Annotated in this window: 11 protein-coding genes and 1 tRNA gene; 2 read left to right on the top strand and 10 right to left on the bottom strand. The window is 64.0% G+C overall.

The features are described 5' to 3' along the window. Window positions 1–37: 37 nt before the first annotated feature. Entirely contained in the window at window positions 38–1,501 is a 1,464-nt protein-coding gene (locus AC6I0Y_RS00620; RefSeq protein WP_497732232.1) for an ATP-binding protein, read from the top strand. Between the two features lie 176 nt (window positions 1,502–1,677). Here the strand turns inward: AC6I0Y_RS00620 and AC6I0Y_RS00615 are convergent, their stop codons facing one another. The 6 genes from AC6I0Y_RS00615 to AC6I0Y_RS00590 form a co-directional block, all read right to left on the bottom strand. Then, window positions 1,678–2,181, bottom strand: a complete 504-nt coding sequence (locus AC6I0Y_RS00615; protein ID WP_497732231.1) for a hypothetical protein — start codon at window positions 2,179–2,181, stop codon at window positions 1,678–1,680. A 1-nt stretch (window position 2,182) separates the two neighbouring features. Then, window positions 2,183–7,024, bottom strand: a complete 4,842-nt coding sequence (locus AC6I0Y_RS00610) for an InlB B-repeat-containing protein (protein ID WP_497732229.1) — start codon at window positions 7,022–7,024, stop codon at window positions 2,183–2,185. 347 nt (window positions 7,025–7,371) lie between these two features. Beyond that, window positions 7,372–9,114: a hypothetical protein gene (locus AC6I0Y_RS00605; RefSeq protein ID WP_497732227.1), complete on the bottom strand. Its 1,743-nt coding sequence runs from the start codon at window positions 9,112–9,114 to the stop codon at window positions 7,372–7,374. After that, the gene (locus AC6I0Y_RS00600) at window positions 9,107–9,943 is read right to left on the bottom strand and encodes an ABC transporter ATP-binding protein (protein ID WP_497732225.1); all 837 of its coding nucleotides are present in this window, start codon (window positions 9,941–9,943) and stop codon (window positions 9,107–9,109) included. The genes AC6I0Y_RS00605 and AC6I0Y_RS00600 overlap by 8 nt, the downstream gene beginning before the upstream one ends. Window positions 9,944–10,553: 610 nt before the next feature. Then, on the bottom strand, window positions 10,554–11,267 hold the full coding sequence (locus AC6I0Y_RS00595) for a LytTR family transcriptional regulator DNA-binding domain-containing protein (RefSeq protein WP_160709638.1): 714 nt from the start codon (window positions 11,265–11,267) through the stop codon (window positions 10,554–10,556). An 881-nt stretch (window positions 11,268–12,148) separates the two neighbouring features. Next, on the bottom strand, window positions 12,149–13,555 hold the full coding sequence (locus AC6I0Y_RS00590; RefSeq protein ID WP_160709636.1) for a Sapep family Mn(2+)-dependent dipeptidase: 1,407 nt from the start codon (window positions 13,553–13,555) through the stop codon (window positions 12,149–12,151). A gap of 325 nt (window positions 13,556–13,880) precedes the next feature. On the opposite strand from AC6I0Y_RS00590, the gene AC6I0Y_RS00585 reads away from it, so the two are divergent. After that, window positions 13,881–13,964: transfer RNA gene (locus tag AC6I0Y_RS00585), tRNA-Leu, on the top strand. A 405-nt stretch (window positions 13,965–14,369) separates the two neighbouring features. On the opposite strand, the gene AC6I0Y_RS00580 is transcribed toward AC6I0Y_RS00585, so the two are convergent. From AC6I0Y_RS00580 to AC6I0Y_RS00565, 4 genes are all read right to left on the bottom strand, one after another. Further along, entirely contained in the window at window positions 14,370–15,317 is a 948-nt protein-coding gene (locus tag AC6I0Y_RS00580) for a beta/alpha barrel domain-containing protein (RefSeq protein ID WP_160709634.1), read from the bottom strand. Window positions 15,318–15,667: 350 nt separating this feature from the next. Continuing rightward, window positions 15,668–16,426 (bottom strand): TVP38/TMEM64 family protein, encoded by a 759-nt coding sequence (locus AC6I0Y_RS00575; RefSeq protein WP_160709632.1) that lies wholly within the window; start codon window positions 16,424–16,426, stop codon window positions 15,668–15,670. After that, on the bottom strand, window positions 16,423–17,571 hold the full coding sequence (locus AC6I0Y_RS00570) for a PRC-barrel domain-containing protein (protein ID WP_497732221.1): 1,149 nt from the start codon (window positions 17,569–17,571) through the stop codon (window positions 16,423–16,425). The genes AC6I0Y_RS00575 and AC6I0Y_RS00570 overlap by 4 nt, the downstream gene beginning before the upstream one ends. A gap of 117 nt (window positions 17,572–17,688) precedes the next feature. Next, window positions 17,689–18,279, bottom strand: coding sequence for a YtxH domain-containing protein (locus AC6I0Y_RS00565; RefSeq protein WP_497732219.1), 591 nt, complete (start codon window positions 18,277–18,279; stop codon window positions 17,689–17,691).

Below are 18,279 nucleotides of genomic sequence, written 5' to 3'. Positions count from 1 at the left end.
GTTATCATTTAGTTATCAACTAAGATTAAGGAGAATCGTGAGCGCCTCAGACCCCATGGAGCTTATCTACTCCCTCATCGGGTATCCAGATGAAACAGAGTGGATAGAATTCAAAAGCAACAATAACGACGCCGATCGAATTGGAAAGGACATTTCGGCGCTTGCAAACTCAGCCGCCTACCACGGAAAGGATTTTGCCTACAAGATTTGGGGCGTAGAAGACAAAACTCATGCCCTAATAGGCTCCTCTTTTAGCTATCTGAACGCGCGAGCTGAGGGAAATCAGTATCTCAGCATTTGGCTCGCCACCATGATGTCGAGCAACGCAAGCTATGAGTTTATTCCTGTAGAGAATAACGGACTCCATTTCGTCGTCCTAAAGATCTCTGCCGCAGCAGAGCAGCCAGTCTACTTTAAGAATATTGCCTATATACGTGAAGGATCTAGCACAACGCATCTAAAGCCAGGATCGAAAGAGGCAGAGCTCTGGAGAAGGCTCCAGCGCTACGGCTTTGAAACGCAGGCGGCTCTGGAGGATCTCGCCAGCGCTGATGTGTTCGAACTCTTAAACACTGACGTCTACTTCTCCCTTCTCGGACTAAAGAGGCCTACAGATTCAGAGGCAACATTCCGACCGCTTATTGAGCAAGACATCCTCAAGCGACTGGACAACGGCAGGCTTGCTATAACCAATCTTGGCGCCCTTCTCTTGGCAAGAAAAGTCAGCGCCTTCCCTGGCCTTCGCAAAAGAGCCCTTCGCATCGTCAAATTTGAAGGAAAGGCCAACTTGTCGATCCTAGACGACCGCTTCTTTGATGAAGGCTATGCAACCGCTCTGCAGAAAGCAGAAGACTACATAATGACGTCTATTCCAGCTAAGGAACTCACCGACGGTGCGTTTAGGAAAATACAGCACGCGTACCCACAGGCAGCAATTCGCGAACTGCTTGTTAACACAGTTATCCATCAAGATATGACCGTCACCACTTCAGGCCCGTTTGTAAGTCTTTACGATAACCGAATCGAATTCAATAATCCCGGCGCATCGCTTATTCCGCCTAATCGAGTGCTAAATGCGCAGCCAAAAACAAGGAACGATCGCCTGGTTAAGGCCTTGAGGCAGATGGATCTATGCGAGGAGGGCGGCACAGGCTGGGATAGAGCCGTTGCCGCTTGCGAGGAAATCCATATGCTTGCGCCTCGCATCGAAAGCTCTGAGGACACCGGAACGAAGGTAACCCTTTTCAAAGGGGGAGCCTATAGAAAGATGACCAAGAACGAACGCATCAATGCGCTTTATTGGCACTGCTGCCTGATGTACGCTCAAGGCGAATCCATGAGCAACCAGTCCTTACGCGAACGGTTTGGTCTGGAGGCAGAGAGGAAGAACACTCTCGCCATGTCTAGACTTCTGAGAGAGTGCTGCGAAAACGAACTGATAAAAGAAGAGGACGAAGACGCCGGCGCAAAGTTCAAAAGGTACATACCCTTTTGGGCCTAAGTCTTTTTATCATTGGTAATCATATTGAGGCGGCTTGCGGGAGCCATACGCAACTGAACTGGTGATTCTTATCGCAGACAGGACAGTAATCTCGCAATTCTACTTATCAAAACAGCCAGGGGAGGCGACCTGCGGGCCGCCTCCCCTGGCTCATTCGCTCTGCTCTGGTGCGGAGGCTACGCCGGGGCGCCCTCCACGATGGCCAGCAGCTCATCGCGGCTGGAGAAGGAGCGCGGGGCGGCGTTGGGGTAGACCACGGAGACTACCTCGCCCTCCCAGGTCTTGCCCTCGTCGGCGAACTTCGCCGTGCGGACGATGTGGCTGAAGCGCACGCGCTTGCTCGCCGGGTCGTCCTGCAGGTCGAAGCTGTAGCTGAGCTCGGCAAGCGTCTGCTGCAGCTTGTCAACCGCCGAGGAGCCCGCCTCCACCGGCACCATGCCGGCCTCGCAGTTGTAGATGAGGCCGGGGGCCAGGAAGGCCGTGCGCACGCGCTCCTGGCGACGACGCTCGGCCAGGTGGATGCCCACGCAGCCGGCGATGATGGCAGCCCACCACACGATGGTGAACGCCAGGTCAACCGGGTTGTCCACCAGGCTGAAGTTCAGGTAGTACCACAGCCACAGAAAGAAGGCCGAGGCCGAGGCCAGCACCGCCAGAATGATCCAGTTGCTCTTGCGCATGCTAGGCCTCCATTCCGCCGGCGAGGGGAGCAGTCACGCGGGCGTCACCCGTGGACTGGCCGCCAGGCAGGTCGTCCTCGAACTTGTTGATCTTGCGCACGTAGTTCATGCGACGGGCGATCACGCCGATGGCATAGGCCAGCGTGAGAAGAATGCCCAGGAAGATCCAGTAGTGCACCCAGCACTGCGGGTGGTCGAACGCAGCCATGGGGGTCTCGTCGTCGGCGATGACCTCGGCGACAGGCGCCGTGTCGAGGTCGCCAGCGTCAGCCAGCGGGGTCGGGTTGTCGGCGATGACCTCGGCTGCGGCCGGCACGACGGCAGCGGCGGCGGGCACCACGGCGGCAGCGGCCGGAGCCGGACCGGCGGCAGCGGGGGCTGCGGGGGCCGGAGCGGCCGGCGCCGGGGTCGGGGCCGGCGTCGGCGCGGGGGCCGGCGTGGTGGGCACCGTCGGGCCGGTCGGCGGCGTGACGGGCACCGTCGGATCAGTCGGCGTCGTCGGGTCGGTCGGCGTCGTGGGATCGGTCGGCACCGGCGGCACCACCGGGGCGGCCGAGATGGTGAGCGTGCCCGGCACGTAGGTCACCTCGTAGTTGCCCTGGATGGCAGCGCCCGTAGGTACGACGGCGTACGTGCCGACGTCCTCGCCGGCCTCGCGAGTCATCGTGTAGTTAATAAGGTCAGCCGACTCGCCGTTGACGAGCCCGCTCACCTCAGCGGCAAACGTCGGATCAGCCTCGCCGGCAACCTTAGCGGCGTCACCCGCGGTCACCATGACGGGAGCCGGGTTGACGGTGAGAGTGCCAACCGTCTGAAGCAGCGAGCTGCGGAAGCGGTCGGTCACGTCGGCGCCAGAGGCGTCGCGAATGACAACGCTGTCCATATCGACGGAGGCAATCGTGGTGCCCACGTTAGTGCGAGAGCCAACCACGTTGCCGGTCACCGCGTAGCCTTCGGGGAGGCCGTTCACGGTGAAGGCCTGGGCGGCCAGCTCTTGGCCGTCGTAGGTCTTAGTCGCGCTGGGAACCGTCAGCGTGACGGCATCCAGCGGCGCGGTGACAACGCGCACGGTGTAGTTGCCCTCAACGCTGTCGATAGCGTCGAAGGTGTAATCCAGAGCCGTGCCGGTCGGCGTCAGGTTGTCCGTAGTCTCGCCGTCGGCGGTTTCCTTGGTGACAACCACGTGGTCGATGCGATAGCCCGGGTTGGCCGAGAAGCTGATGGCCTCAGAGGAACCCTGGTACTGCACCGTCTGGTTGGGGTTGCCGGCAATAGCGCCGTTAGAGTCAATGGTTGCCGCGATGGAGAAGGCGTTGCGCGGGTACACGACGTTGAGCACGTTGGCATCGGAATCGGCCGTGATGGTCTCCTGACCCGTCACCGTAGCGCCCTCGGTCGTGAAGCCGTAGGGGACGTTCGTCTCCACGTCGTAGGGAATGGCGGCCTGGAAGGCGCCAGCACCCGTCTCGGATGTGATCAGGTTGTCCTCTTCAATGGCATCACGGTAGTAGTTCACCGTATAGCCCAGATCGGTGCGAATGTCCCACTTAGCGTAGTAGGTGGTGGTGCCGACCGGATAGGAACTCGGCAGCTGCTCAACAGCCTCGCCGCTCAGATCCGCGTTGGCGTACCAACCAGCGAAGACGTATCCCTCGCGAGTCGTCTCGGGCATTGCGGTGTCCGCGATCGGCTCGTCGGTGGCGCCGTCCATGGTCTCAACAGCGGAGCCGCCGTTGGCCACGAACTGGATGCTGGCGGGATTGGCCTCCCACGTGCCTCGGATGGTCACGGGCCCGGCCGGCATCTTGAAGTCCCCGCGATCCCAGCCGGTGAAGGTGTAGCCCGGAGCCGTGGCAGCAGGAGCAACCGTCACCTCTGCACCGTAGCGGTGTGCTGCCGCTTCGGGAAGCGCGCTCACGCCAGCAGGAGCTTCTCCGTAGCTATAGGTTACCGTGTAGACATTACGATCGTAGTGAACATCCACAACCGTGGAGCCATCAGCGGCAATCGTCTCCTGCTCGATAGCCTGGGCCTTAAAGCCGGGGAGGGTCTTGGCGGCAGCGGCCGTCATCCCGCCCGTAGTGCCTGTCATATCCTCGTCGGGAGCGAGCGAGGGATCCTGCGCATACTCATCGTTGTCCACGTTCTGGAACCAATGCCTCACGGTATAGGCGGTGTTGTCAGCGGGTGTGTAAGAGCCCGTAACTACCACATCCACATCGGGCATAGTCTGGGGAAGGCCCGTCCAGCCGCTCCACATGTAACCCTGCTTCTGCATATCGTTCTCGATATGAGAGAGCTTAGTGCCGAAGGGTACATTCTCCTGCACCACAAGGGCGTCGTTGGCGAAGTAACCACCAGTCACCTGATAGGTTACCGTATGAGTGTTGCGATCATAGTAAAGCTTCAGCACCAGGGAACCATCCCCGACGACAACGCCGGAAGGCATGGCGCCCGCAACAGAGGGATTCAGCGTGAAGCCTTCATACTTCTTGGGCACAGCCGTGACCGTCTCATTGGTGACGCCCGTATTGTGCGTCTCGGTATCCATCAGCTCATAGCCATCACGGCTGAGGTTCTGCGTGTAATGCTTAACTTCATATTTGACATCATGCTTGGGGGCGAACTTCGCAGTGTAGGTAGCTGTGACCCAACCGGACTCGGGCTTCTCGGGCACAAACTCAAGGGAATCTGCCACCTTCGTATCACCCTCAAACCAACCGAGGAACTCATAACCGGTTTCGGGAATTGCCTTCGAGCCGCTCGCCACGCCTGTCTCGGGATTGAGGAACTCAGAAACCCTAGTCACCGACCCACCCACAGTGGTCACATAGGAAATGCGCACTGCAGTCTTGGGAGACCACTGCGCATACAGCGTAACATTCTCACCAAGGACGAGCTGAGCACCCGCCTCATAGGAGATGCCGGATCCGTTGCTCGCAGTGTTCCAACCAACAAAATCGAAGCCGGGTTTCACGAGCTTGTTGACATTGCCTGACACCGTCACCGACGTACCCACGATTGCCGTTTGGCCATTGGGGGCCGCACCCGACGTTGCGCCGTTACCGTCATATTCCAGCTTTACCGTTCCTTTTTTCTGAATGGTGCCGTCGATGTGCCACTGATTATCATTACGCTGATCCTTGATGACATGCCAGGCAAGATAATCGGTCTCAGGATTGTAGTCGGGGAATTGCGCTTTAACGGCAGCCTCGAGCTCATCCTTTGCCTTCTGAGTCAGAGCGTTGTTCACATTGTCAACGCCAACAGTGGTCACAGCCGGGGAAAAATACTCAAGCAGATTGGCATTTGTTTTTTCAAAGCCACTTACCATCGCGTAATCAAAGCCGTTTCCCGCAAAAATGCCCGGTTCGGCAGGAATGAAATCCTCAGAGAAGATAATCGCAGCGACGATCTTTCCCTTCGTATCGCCTTTCGTCTGAGCCCATGCAGCATAAAGGGTGGAAGCCCCCTCTTCAAGCTGAACGGCCTCCCCTTCGCCATAGAGAGGGTAACGACCACTTATGTTTCCGTTTTTGCCGTCCCATACACCACTCGCATCAGCGCCGGTGCACCAGCCAAGGAACTCGTAGTCATCACGCACGAGATCAGCGGGCTTCGCAGGAAGCGTAACGTAAGAGCCCGCATGGCCTTCGATGTCAGCGGGCACTGAGCCGGTAGCCCCATTGGCATTGAAGGTAATCTTCGAAGCGACTGGAGCCGCCTCCTTCACCACAATGGTAATGGTCTCGGTTTTCTTGTCCCAACCCCAACCATAAGTATGGGTGAGTGCAACCTCACCAGCAGAGACGCCCTTGATGGAAACCGACTGCTTATCCGCGTTCCCAAGTTCAACAATGCCGCCCTTGTCGGCAGTCCAAGTATGAGACCCCGACGACTTCTTACCATCCAGCGTAACCGTCTCGCCCACCGTCAGCTCAATGACCTCCTTGCCATCGACCTTCAGCGTCGAAGAGCCGTTGAAGATGCCGAGGAAGTCGTCCAGGGCCTCGGACTGCTCGGTGGTGGGAGCAGCGGGGATGGACGGGGTCTCGAGGGTCGTCGGGGCGACGGGCGCGATGGGCTCGGCAACCTCGGGAGCTGCAGGTTCCTCGGCCGGGGCCTCGATCGGGGCCTCGGGCTCCTGGGCCACGGGATCGGCGGTCACGACGATGGTGGCGCCCGTCTCCGCCTTCTCGGCGGCGACGACGTACTCGCCCGCGGCGTTGGGGGCCAGCGTGCACTTGACGCCAGCGGGGCTCAGCAGCTGCACGGACTGGCCAGACAGCTGGAAACCCTCCTCGGCCGCAACCGTGAACTTCGCGTCCTCGCCGGACGGAACGGTCAGCTCCTGCGCATTCGCCGCAACGGGCTTGCCGTCGTAGGCAATCTCGGCGCCGGTCACCTGCAGCTTGAGGGTCGCGGTGCTGGGCGCCTCATCCTCCGCAGGAGCGGCAGGCGCCTTCGCGGGCTGCTCTGCCTCGGGACGCGGAGCAGGATTCTCCAACGATGCCGTGGTCTTATCGCCAGACGTCTCGGCCACGGGCGCTTCCGCCTCGGGCTGCGCCTCAACCGCGGGCTTTTCCGCCTCGGGCGCGGGCTGAGCCTCGGGAGCCTTCGCCTCGGGCTTCTTTTCGGGCTCCGGGGTCTGCGCAGGCTCCTGCTCGGGGGCCTTCTTGTCGCTCACCTCCGTCACCACGTCCTGAGAGGTCTCCTGTGCCGCGTCTGACGCCCACGCCGTAACGTTGAACGTCGACACAACCAGCAGCGACGCCATGATCACGGAGAGGGCCTTGCCCTCCGCCGTGTTTCTGGCGTCAGCCAACCGACTTAGCACGCTCATGCTGCACCACCACTTCTTCTCCTGGAGCGGCCACGCCGCTCTCCAACACGCTCTTGCTCGTACCTTGGGTCTTCGCGCGCTTGCCGTTCGACACCTCGTGCCACCTCGGTGACAGCGGCGCCCAGACGCACCTTGCCTGTTGCGTCCGCGCACTTGGATATGACTATAACTTCTCCACGAATGCACCTGAGAGGGAATAGATGACCGGCACGCGCTCATGACGCAAATACACGTCTTGGTAAAAGGAGAATAACGACCAGATTACAGAGCGTTTCGTTCATTACCGTTTTCTCTGCGTTCACCAATTACTGAGGTTTTCAAAGTGCTCTGTGGGAGAAAGCTGTGATCTAGTCGCGAAGATCGGTCTTCATCGCCTGACGAGCCAAGAGGAGGGCGGCAAGGCACATCAGCGCGGAACAGAGGAGTTGCACGACAGCGGTAGGCGCGCCCAGCGCAGGCAGCAGGCCTCCCGGCGCGGGCATGAGCAGCGAAGGAACGACCACGCTGGCCGCGGCTCCGACAACCACCATGGCCATGCTGCAGAAAAGCACGATCATCACGGGAGCCGAGCGCTTCACTATCTCGTACTCGCTCGTCCAGTCATAGCGCGGCATGCGCCCGTTGAGGAACGCGCCCAACGCGGCAACGAAAAGCCCCACCGCCGCAGGGACGACCAGGCACGTGACGGCCTCAAGGGCGCCGAGGCGCAGGCCGGCGACGGCCAGCGCGCCTGCCGTCAGACCCGCCGGCACGGCAAGCACCACATTCGCCAGCATCTTGGACGCCATGATGACCGCCGGCGACTGCGGGATGGTCTGCATGATCCAGCGAGCCTCGCCCTCCAGCGAAAGCGCCGAGGCGCTGCTTGCCGCCATGGCCAGGCAGAACGCGAGTACCCAGGGGACCAGGGCGCCGATGAGCGGGGCGATGACCGGCTGCAGGTCGGCCGGCGAGGCGCCGGGCAGGTGAACGCCCGATGCGATAAGCCCCGCGACATCCGACCCCGCCACTAGGCACGCTCCGCCCACGATAAGCGCGAGCACAGGGCCGATGGCCGCGTTCATCAGCCAGACGGGCGTGCCAGCCACCGCCCGCAGTTCCTTGAGAACGAGCGCGCGGAGAACCGGCTGACGGCGAAGGGCGGGTGCTGCGGCGCGACGGGCCGAGCCGCCAGCAGCCAGCAGCGAGTTGACGGGCAGCAGAAAGCGCCCGAGCAGCGCGACGATTCCGCTGGCCATGAGCAGCGACACGGCGGCGAACAGGGAGAATGCGCCTGCATCAGCGCGCGCGATGCCGGCGGCAGCCCAGGCGGCCGGCGGCCAGAGCGCACAGGCCCCACCGGAAAGCGCGGCCGCCGCCTGACCGAGGGCGACCCGCTCTTCGCTCGACGCGGAGTCTCCCACACCGAAAGAGAGCGCCCTGGCGCTGGCGCCGGCACCGTCCGACCCTGCGGAATCTGCTCCCATGCCTCCGGATAGCACCATCATGGCCACCACCAGCGCTGCGGCCGCGACCACGCCCAAGACGCCCGCCATCACACGACCATGGCGCAGCCGAGAGGACGCGGCCGCCAAGCCAAAGGCCGCCGCGACGGCCACGGCCATAGGCGCGAGCGGTGCGAGCGCAACCGACGCCACAGCCGCAACCCAGCTCCCCGCGCCGATGCCGAGCGCGGGGAGCGCAGCCGCGTACATCGGCGCCATCAGCAGAAACGCCCACAGCAGATTCATCCCGTAGATCGCCGCCGGGCGCGACAGGGCCACCTGCCACAGGGGAACGGGCAGCGAGGCCGTCAGGTCGAAGTCCCGCGCTCCGAAGAGAATGCCGTTCGCCTTGAGGAACGTCACGAGCGCGCCTGAGAGGGAGCCCGCCACCACCGCCAAAGCGGGAACCGCCTCCCCTATGCCCAGCGCCACCAGGCTGGTCCCCATTCCGTACGCGTAGGCTACCACGAAGGCGCCGATCAGCACGAATAGCGCCGCGAGGGCCACCAGCCGGATCCGGTCGGCCCCGCTCCCCGCATGAATGACGCGGTTGATTCCGAACATCCCCAGGAACTGCACCCGCAGCATCGCCCCCAGCTTAGGCACGGCGGCCACCCCCTCGACCCGTACGGCGCGGACGCGAGGCGGCAGGGGCATGCTCGGCAGGGGCCGGGTCAACAGCCGAGGCAGCGCTCCCCGCTAGATCGAGGAACACCTCTTCCAGTCCCCCCTCGCCACACACCTCGGCGGTGGGGCCGCTGCGAACGATGGTGCCGTCGCGAATAATGGCCACCTCGTCGCACAGCTTCTCTACCACTTCCAGCACGTGGCTACTGAAGAAGATGGCCGAGCCACGGCCGACGAGCTCTGCCATGATCTGCTTGAGGTTGTAGGACGCCTGCGGGTCAAGCCCGACGAACGGCTCGTCGAGCACCAGCAGCTTGGGCTCGTGGACGAGCGCGCCCATGAGCACGAGCTTCTGTCGCATGCCATGGGAGTACGCGCTGGCAAGCTCGCCCAGACGATCGGTCATCCCGAGCAGGTCACCGTAACACCGTATGCGCTGATCGCGCACGTCAGACGCCACGTTGAACATGTCGGCCATATAGGCTAGGTACTGCGCGCCGGTGAGGAACCCGTAAACGTCGGGGTTATCGGGAACGTAGGCGGTGAGGGACTTGCACTCGACGGGATGGCTGCGAACCGACAGGCCAGCGATGTGGATATCGCCCGCATCGAAGCTCTGCGCGCCGACTATCGAGCGGATGAGCGTCGTCTTGCCAGCGCCGTTCGGCCCCACGAAGCCGTAGATGCGACGCGGCATGACAGACAGCGATACATCACGTACGGCCAGCTTTTCGCCGTAGGACTTCGAGAAGTCGCACACCTCCAGCATCGGCACCGGACGCTCAGCGGAAACGCTCCTGGCTTTCATAGGCCCTCCTTCGGCTTGTTATTGTTATAGATATACTATAACAGATAGAACAAACAGCGCCAGCGAGGGCGTGAAAAGAAGTTAGCCCCGTGCGCATGTTTCACGTGAAACATTTGTGCGCGAAAAAACGCCCGGCGGAACCGGGCGCTTTTGGGATGTCTGCGGTTGTGCTAGCTGAAAAGCCGCCTGCTGGCCTGCAGGCCACGCGAGCCTACGAGCCTCGCGACCTGCGAACATACGAGACATGCAGCCTGCAGGCGTACGGGCGCGCAGCCTGCGGACGTGTGGCCTGCGGACGTACGGGCGCGTAGCCTGCGGAAGTGTGACCTGCGAACGTGTGGCCTGCAGGCCATGGGGCCTTGCGAGCCTGCGGCCTTGCGAGCCTGCGGGCTAGCAGGCTGGCGGACGTGCGGGGCGGCGAGCAGGGTTGCGAGCATGCTAGCGACGATCCCGCGAGGCCGCAAGCTCGCGGGATCGCGAAGCCGCGCGCTAAGAGCTCGCGGTTCGCAGGGCGCAGAGTCGCGGGCGTGCAAGATCAGGGGCTCGCGGGCCGCCCAACAGTGCAACGCGGCCGCCAGGCGCAGGCGGCGCAGGGCAAGCGGCGCAGGCGCTAGAGGCCGAGGGCCTTCTTGAGCGCAGAGACGCGTCGACGAGAAACGGGGATCTTCTCCTCCACGCCGTTGAGGGTGAGCAGCAGCGTGCCGCCGGAGACGGACTCGATCTCCTCCACCATGGACAGGTTGACAAGGTAGCCGCGGTGCACGCGGAAGAACCCATGACCATCCAGGCGCTTCTCCAGTTGAGCCAGGCTAACCGTGCTGAAGTAGCGATCAGCATCGGTCTGCAGGTAGGCGTAGTCGTCACGCGCCATGACGAAGCGGATCTTGTCGATGCCGATGAGGATCTTCTTGCCGCCCTTCTCCACCGGGATGCGCTCGGACTTCTGCGCCTGCAGGTGCAGGGCCACCTGCTCGCGCACGCGGGCGATGGCCTGGGCCAGGCGCTCGGTCTCGACCGGCTTCACCAGGTAGTCGATGGCGTTGACCTTGAACGCGTCAAGCGCGTGCTCGCTATAGGCAGTGACGAACACCACCGCAGGCGGGAACTTGAGGTGACGCAGGGCCTCGGCCAGCTGCAGGCCAGTGGCCTCCGGCATGTTCACGTCGAGGAACATGACGTCGCAGGGATACTCCTTGAGCTTCTCGATGGCCTCACGCACGCTCGCCGCCTCGGCCACCACATCCACGCCGCCGACTTCGTTCAGGAGGAATCGCAGCTCGGAGCGCGCGGGCGCCTCGTCATCAACGATGATGGCTTTAAGCACGATTGCCTCCAAACTCGAGAAACGAACCAGTTATTCCGCCCTATTATATAGCACCCGCGCATGGTTGCCGCCGGAAGCGGCGAATTCTCCGCCGAGTTTCGCGGGCCCCGCGTTTTCCCCGATAGCGACAATCAACGCATCCGGGCGTAGCGCCTGCGACGCAAGCGTGGGCGAATGTTTCACGTGAAACACTCGCCCACGGGAAGAGGGCGCCTGGGCAAGCGCCCGCCCGAGCAGACATCCGCCGCGCAGGGCGAGCGCCGCAAGACGCACAGCCGCTCGCGCGACCCGCCATGCGTCTCGTGCGAGACGAGCGAATGGGGCATGCGCCCGCATCCGCCCCCCCCCGCGCGTCCGTCCGCAACCCGCACGCTCCAGCGCCAGCACGCCGCACGCAACCTGAGGCTACCGCGCCAGCACGTCGCAGCACGCAGTCCGGACGCTCATCCGCGTCTGCCCGCGAGCCAGAGCCCCTTGCGGACGACTTGCCTGCCCGCACCCGCATCTGCCCGCGATCCTACCGGGAGCCGCGCCGCCGTCCGCTGTCCGCACGCCCCCGCCTGAGCGAAGGTGGGCCGTCCACGAGATCGCACGCCTGCCCGCAGTCTCGCCGGGAGCCTGCGCGGCCCGCCCAGGGGAGCCGCGCGCCGGCTAGCGCCGTGCGGAAGCGGCTCACCCATCCGCGCACGCCTCCCTCGCCTGGGCGAAGGCCAACGGCTCGCACGCCCCGCCCGCCGTCCGCATGCCTGCGCCCAGGTGAAGGCCAGCCGTCCGCAGCCTCACACACGTCTACCCACAGCCCCACCGGGAGCCGCACGCCCCGCCTGCTGTCCGCATCTGCGGGCGCGGGGCTGCGCCTCCTGCTTCCGCGCTCGGCTCCGCTACAGTTTGATGGCGTTCAGCTTGTCGAGGGCCAGGGCGTATACCTTCAGGGCCGTCTTCAGATCCTCTTCGCTGATGCCCTCGTCGGGGCCGTGCATGCCGCCTACCCAGTCGGGCTGCTTCTGCCAGGTGCGCTCGGGACCGAAGCTGGCGCCGCTCGTGAACTCGCGCGCGTAGGTGCCGCCGCCTATGGTGAAGGGCTGACGCTCCTCGTCGCCCGTGACCTCGCGATACGCACCCAGCAGCGCCTGGATCTGCGGGGATTCCGGCTTCACCAGGAACGGATCCATCAGCAGCGTGTTCTCGAAGGTGGCGCCGATGGGGTCGGTGAGCGAGGTGACGGCCTTCGTGATGCCCTCGGGCGTGGTGGACGTGGGCCAGCGGCTGTCCATGGTCTGCACGATGCGTCCGTCCTCAAGCGCGATGGTGCCGCCGATGACGGTCAGCGGGCCGAAGTACTCGTCCGAGCAGGCCAGCCCCACGCCGGAGCCATCCGTGTGACCGAGCAGCTTCTGATCGAACTCCAGGAAGGCGCGCTCGTCGGCGCTGCACAGGCCATTCGCCAGCAGGTAGTCCACAAGCACCCCGATGGCGTTGACGCCGGTCTCCGGCGTGGCAGCGTGGGCGCTCTTCCCCACAGCCTCGATGCGCGCAAGCCCGTCGCCCTCCGGCGTGACGGTGATGCGCTCGGCAGCGGGCAGCTCCGCCGCGTCCGCGCGTACGAGAGCGCTTGCGGTTCCGGGCACGGCGTTAGTGGCCGCGCCGCCCGTCAGTTCGACGATCACCCTGCCGTCAAGGGGCTTGCTGGTGATAGTGGCGTCGAAGCCGCCCTTCTCGCCGTAACACACGGGGAACTCGGCATCGGGCGTGAACAGAAACGCCGGATCAGCGTAGCGCTCGCGGTAATAGGGCACGTCACCCATTCCCGTCTCCTCGTTCACGCCGAACAGGAAGCGCGTGGTGTAGGGGAACGTGACACCCAGGTCCTTCCAGAACTTGAGCGCCCACAGCGTGACCACCACCGGGCCCTTGTCGTCCAGCGTTCCGCGGCCCATGAGGTAGCCGTCCTTGAGCGTGACGGTGAAGGGGTCGAAGTGCCAGCCAGGGCCCGCCGGTACCACATCGACGTGGCCGATGATGCCCACCTGCGTATCGGTCGCGCCCTTGAAGTCGGCGAATCCCATATAGCCGTCGACGTCGGTGGTCTCGAAGCCCATGCGGTCGGCGATGGCGAGAATCTGCGACAGCGCCGCGCGCGGGCCGGGGCCGAAGGGAGCGCCCGGGGCAGCCTCGTCCAGCTCCTCGAAGCTGGGAACCTCCACCATGCGGGCTATGTCGTCGACGATCTCCTCCCAATGCTCGTCGATGTACTGATCGATGGCCTTGTTGAAAACCTGTGCGTCCATGGGACATCCTTCCGCTCGATTTCCTGCAGATCCGACCGCGCGCCAGCGCCCAAAGGCGCGATCGCAGCACGACCGTCGCAAGCTTATAGCTGGTCACCATTATCGAGCGCCCGGCCAAAACAAGAAGGATGAGCGCGCGATTGTTGCCCAGTCGTCGCGCTATCCGCGCGCAAGGGCGCCGTGCAAGCGGAATACGAGCAGGCTGCGGGGCACGGCCGAGAAGCAGGACGGCAGAGCAAGGACGGCGAGACATCGGACGAGGCTCAGCCATCGGATCGGAGGACGCTCGACGGTGCATCCGGTTTCCGGTATACTGCCGTCCTGCGCCCGGATGGCGGAATGGCAGACGCGGCGGTCTCAAAAACCGCTACCGAAAGGTGTGCGGGTTCGACTCCCGCTCCGGGCACCATCTTTTCGATAGCCCTGCAAACAGCAAAGCACCCCCTATCGCAGCACCCCTCGCGGGAATCGGGTCGACGAGGCGGAAGCGCGCCGGTAGCGCGTTTTCAACGCTTCGCCCGGCCGAGCTTGCGAGGGAGGGGCTAGCGCCCACCGAAGGCGGGTGCGGGGATCCCGCTCCGGGCGCCATCTTTTCTTCGCCTCCCAGAGAGCACGAGCCCCCGTCGCGACCCCTTGCGGGAATCGCGCCGATGGAGCCAAGACACCTCCCGACAGCCTTCGCCACCCCCGCCCCCCCGGCGCGCTCGCGGCTCGCCTTCGCCCAGCGAGCGTTTCACGTGAAACACCCCTCTGACAAAAAGAAACGGCCGCCCCGGTTTCGGGACGGCCGCCTTCGCATCGCAAGCCTTGGGCGCTAGATCATCTCGAGGGAGAAGTCCTTTTCGCCGTTGAACACAGCCAGCGCGTCGGCCACGGAGTAGTCGGCCAGCGTGATGGCGCTGATGGCCTTGGTCAGGCGCACCGCCTCATCGAGCGAGCGCTGATGAATGTTACGGCCCGTGGCGTTGCCGCAGGCGCCGCCGATGTGGATCTGGTCATGCAGCTGCGTGAGGAAGGTCTCGGCGTCCACCGTCGAGCCACCCGCGCACACCAGGCCAGTGCGGCCAGCCGCCATCGCGGCGATCTTCAGGGCCTCGGCCGGAGTACGGCCGTCTTCGGGCTTAGGCGGGTTCACCTTCACGAAGTCGGCGCCCAGACACAGGGCCACGCCCGCAGCACCGGCGATGAGGTCGGGGTCCTTCTCGGCGGTGACGGCCTTGCCGCGCGGGTAGATCCACAGCACGACGAGCAGGCCGTTCGCGTGGGCCTGCGCGATGAGCTCGCCCGCCTCGGACATCATGGTGGCCTCGTACTCGCTGCCCAGGTAGATGGTGTAGCCCAGGCCCACGATGTTCACGCCGGCGTCGCGCATGGCCAGCACCGCGTCAAGGTCGGTCAGCTGCGGGGAGTAGGGGTCGTCCTGCTTGACGCCCACCAGGTTGGTCTTGGAGTTCATCTTGATGAGGTAATTGATCTCCGGGTAGTCGTTCGCGTACTGCGCGACCAGGCCGCGCTGGCCGGCGAGCACGCCGCAGACGCCCTCGTCGCCAATCTTGAACAGGTGCTCGGGCTCGGCGTCGGCAAGGTCGATGCCCTCGCCGTAGAAGTCCTTGTTCAGGTGCTCGACCTTCTGGTCGCAGGCAAACAGCATGAGACGGCCGGTCCCGCGGGTGGCCTTCATATAGTTCTCAACGTAGGTGTCACGCATGTCCGGCATGACGTCGGCCGGGACACGAACCTGATCACGGGTGATCTTGGGCATGGTGATCCTCCTTCAAGGATTCTCGGATGCGGCGCTGCGGCCGCCCTCAGTCGGGCGCATCAGCGCCATTCAGCCCGTCTATTGTATCGAAAGCGAAACGCCCGCCGCCGCCCATCAAGGAAAATCTACCGACGCGCTTCCGCCGATGGGCGCCAGTGCCACTTTTTGGGATTGGAATGGCACTGATTGGCAGTTTGGTACGGTTCAGGATGTCCTCAGAGGCCACCACGCCAGCAAAACCCCAGGTCGCGTTTTCGACTCGCCGCGGATAAGGCACAAAACAAGCCCCACGGGCGCTCTGGACCGTACCAAACTGCCAATCAGTGCCACCGCAGAGCGAAAAACTGGCTCTACTTCTTGGAGGTGTGCTTCTCCAGCGCCTTCATGATGCGGTCGTAGAAGACGATGGCCACCACGGCGATGGCGGCAGCAACCAAGAAGATGAGGATGCTCTCGCCGATCCGACCCTCCACCAGGCCAGAGGCTGCATACGTGGACACGATGATGCCGGGGATGCGCGCCACGTTGGACGCAATGAGGAAGGTTTTAAGGGGCATCGAGGTCAACGGCACCAGGTAGGTGAACACGTCCTTGGGCATACCGGGGATGAGAAACAGGATGAACACTACCGTGGTCAGCTTGCCGGATTGCTCGAAGGCCTCGAACTTGCCCATATACTTCTCGGGCACCATGGCGCGCACGAACGGCGCGCCCAGCTTGTTCACCAGGAGGAAGATGAACGCGCTGGAGACGACGCAGCCCAGCCAGATGATGAGCGCGCCCACCCACGGGCCGTAGATCATGCCAGCAGCCACCTGCACCACCTCGCCGGGGATGAAGGCTACTACTATCTGGAGGAACTGGATGGCAAGCACGAGCAGGAAGCCCACGGCGCCGGCCTCGCGGATGTCGTGGAGCATGCGCTCGAGCCCGCCAGGCTCGAACAGCTCACCGATGTAGGGCCACACAAGCACCACGATGATCACCATGACGGCGAAGAACGCGATGAGCCCCGCGAACTTGAAGATATTGGCCGAGTCCATGGGATGCCCGTGGACGGTGGTCTGCTTGTGCTGCTGGGGCTTATCAGATTGCGTGTCTTTGGTCATTTGCGGGCCTTATCGTATTCTTCCTTGAACGCGTCGAACATGCCGCCGGCCTTCTTGAGGTGCGAGCCTACGGCGCGGGCCGCGTCCTCAGCCGCGCTCGAGGCTGGGCGCGCTGCCGTCGCGCGCGATGCGGGCGGAGCGTCGGGGTCGTCCACCTCGGCAGGATCGATGACGTTTCCGTCCTCGTCGACGTAGACGACTTCCAGCTCATCTTCGCCGATGACGTTTCCGTCTTCATCCACATACACGTATTCGACATCATCATTAAGGCAATCTTCAAGATTGGCGGAGGCGGCGCTTTCGGCAGAAGCGGGGGTGTCTGCGAGGGCGGGGGCGGGGGCCTTTCCGGCCGCCTTGTCGTACTCGTCCTTGAAGCCGGCGAACATGCCCTTCGCACGGCTGATCTGGCGGCCGGTGGCGTAGGCGCCCTTGTTCACGGCGGCCCCCGCGGCAGCGGCAGCCTCCCCTACCACGGGCTTGGCGGCATCGAGGGCGCTCTGCGCCTTGTCGGCCACCACGGCCGTGGCCTCGCCTGCCTTCTCGGCCAGGCCGCCTTCCGCGGCCAGGCCCTTCACGGCGTCGTCCACCAAGATGGCGCCGCGGATGGTCTCCTCCTCGGTGTCCGCCACGTTGAGCGCCGCGCCCATCCCGCGCTTGAAGCCGCGAATGAGGTCGGCCGGCACCTGACGGCGGCCGAGCAGCGTGTTGGCGGCAGCGCCTGCCGTGACCTCCAGCGTGCGCACCGCACCGGTCTGGGCGTCGAACACCACATCGCCCACCAGGCCGAAGTCCGTGCCATCCTGGCACATCACCGGCAGGCCCACCCACAGGACGCATTCGTCCCAGCTGATGCCCAGGGCCTTGCAGGCGTCCTTGTCGGTAGCCGCCGGGTCGTCGTGCACCACGATGCGCCCGTCCACGAAGTCGTAGCCGTCATAGGCCACGAACACGTCCCTGCGATGGAACATGAGCGCCGCGTCCGGGCGCTTCACCAGGAAACCGACGCAGCGCTTCTCCTTGGGATGGAACACGCAGGCGCGCACCTTCCCCAGGCGGCGCGTGGCCTCCGGATCCTTCTTGCTCTTCTTGGCAGTCAGCACGCGCAGGCCCGTGAGTTCTTTAGTGCTGATCAGGTGGTCAGCCATGGTGCTCCTTCTGGCTTGGTCGTAGAAGCAGGAACGGCCGGGCGCTCCCTCGCGGGGATGCCCGGCCGTCTCTCGATGCGGGAAGGGGATGCCGCAGCATCCCGAGGCAGATGGTGGCTACTGGGCGTCGCGCGCGGCGTCCTGGGCGACATCGGCCACCTGGGCGGCGGTGTCCTGCACGGCACCGGCAGCCTGGTCGATGACGCTCTCGGCCTTCTCGGCGGCCACGGGGATCTCGGCGGCCACGGTAGCGGAGGTCTCCTCGGCGTTCTTGGCCACCTGGGCGGCAATGCGCTGACGCGCGGCGTCGATCTTCTCGCGCAGCTCGTCGTTCTTCTCGGAGAAGACGGGCTTCATGTTGCCGGCGGCCTCCTGCACCTTGGCGCTGGCAGCCTCGTAGACGCTCTGGCCCTTGGTGGCGACCTCATTGGCGATGGCCTGGCCCTTCTCGGCCACGTCGCTAGCAATGGCCTGGCCCTTGGCCGTCACGTCGGCGACGACCTCCTGGCCCTTGGCAGCAGCCTGCTGGTAGACCTGCTGGGCGTTGGCGCCTGCCTGGGTGCCCCACTCCTGGGCCTCGCCCCAGACGCTGTTGGCCTTGTCGGCCACCATGGCGCGGGTCTCCTCGCCGGAACGCGGCGCGCACAGCAGCGCGGCGACGGCACCCACCAGGCCGCCAAAGACGAACACTCCGAACTTATTGGCCAT

It is taken from the genome of Adlercreutzia sp. St.1H8 (genome assembly GCF_059728655.1).
The sequence above is the reverse complement of the archived record's forward strand: the minus strand, read 5'-3'. Positions and strand labels throughout refer to the sequence as shown.